This is a genomic window from Streptomyces sp. NPDC127114 (assembly GCF_042677525.1).
Classification (GTDB): domain Bacteria; phylum Actinomycetota; class Actinomycetes; order Streptomycetales; family Streptomycetaceae; genus Streptomyces.
In genome coordinates, this window is sequence record NZ_JBHXTJ010000097.1 from 1 (window position 1) to 1271 (window position 1271).

Consider the following 1271-nt stretch of genomic DNA (forward strand, 5'->3'; position numbering starts at 1 on the left):
CCCCGAAACGCCCCCCCACGCCAACGGCCCAGGCTAATGTCACGGGGGCCCCCCCTTCGGCCTCTACAACCAACCAAAACAAACCGCGGCCCCCCCCCCCGGTAACCCCCCCGGGGGGGGGCCGCCGCAGGTGAGGCTTGTTACGTTGCCTTCCGGCCGCGTTCAGCCCCGTGCCTTCACAGACCGAGGTCGACCTCGAACTCGCCGGCCTCCAGGATCGCCTTGACGGCCGTCAGGTAGCGGGCGGCGTCGGCGCCGTCCACCAGACGGTGGTCGTAGGAGAGCGTCAGGTAGGTCATGTCGCGGACGCCGATGACGGTGCCCTCGGCGGTCTCGATGACGGCCGGACGCTTGACCGTGGCGCCGATGCCCAGGATGGCGACCTGGTTCGGCGGGACGATGATCGTGTCGAACAGCGCACCGCGCGAACCGGTGTTGCTGATGGTGAAGGTCGCGCCGGCGAGCTCGTCCGGCGTGATCTTGTTGCCGCGGACCTTGGCGGCCAGCTCGGCGGTGGCCTTCGAGATGCCGGCGATGTTCAGGTCGCCCGCACCCTTGATGACCGGCGTCATCAGACCCTTCTCGGAGTCCACGGCGATGCCGATGTTCTCCGAGTCGAAGTACGTGATGGTGCCCTCGTCCTCGTTGATCCGGGCGTTGATGACCGGGTGGGCCTTCAGCGCCTGGGCCGCCGCCTTCACGAAGAACGGCATCGGGGAGAGCTTGACGCCCTCACGGGCCGCGAACGCGTCCTTGGCGCGGGCGCGCAGCTTCATCAGCTTGGTGATGTCGACCTCGACGACCGAGGACAGCTGGGCCTGGCCGTGGAGCGCCTTCATCATGTTGTCGCCGATGACCTTGCGCATGCGGGTCATCTTGACGGTCTGACCGCGCAGCGGGGAGACCTCCAGGGCCGGAGCCTTCGACGGCGCGGCCGCGGCGGCCGGGGCCGGAGCGGCGGCGGCCTTCTTGGCCTCGGCGGCGGCGAGGACGTCCTGCTTGCGGATGCGGCCGCCGACGCCCGTGCCCTTGACCGACGCCAGGTCGACACCGTTCTCGGTGGCGAGCTTGCGGACCAGCGGGGTCACGTACGCGCCGTCCTCCGCCGGCTGTGCGGCGGCGGGGGCAGGGGCGGCCGGGGCCGGGGTGACCGGGGCCGGGGCGGCCACGGGAGCGGCCGGGGCGACCGGAGCCGGAGCGGGCGCCGGGGCGGCCGGGGCCACCGGGGCGGGCGCCGGAGCCGGGGCGGCGGCGGCGGCCGGAGCCGGAGC

Annotated in this window: 1 protein-coding gene; it reads right to left on the reverse strand. The window is 72.7% G+C overall.

Features of this window, described 5'->3' with window-relative positions:
* Nucleotides 1-176 precede the first annotated feature (176 nt).
* A partial coding sequence (sucB, locus tag ACFVGS_RS37360; RefSeq protein ID WP_385696938.1) for a 2-oxoglutarate dehydrogenase, E2 component, dihydrolipoamide succinyltransferase occupies nucleotides 177-1271 on the reverse strand: 1095 nt, incomplete at its 5' end.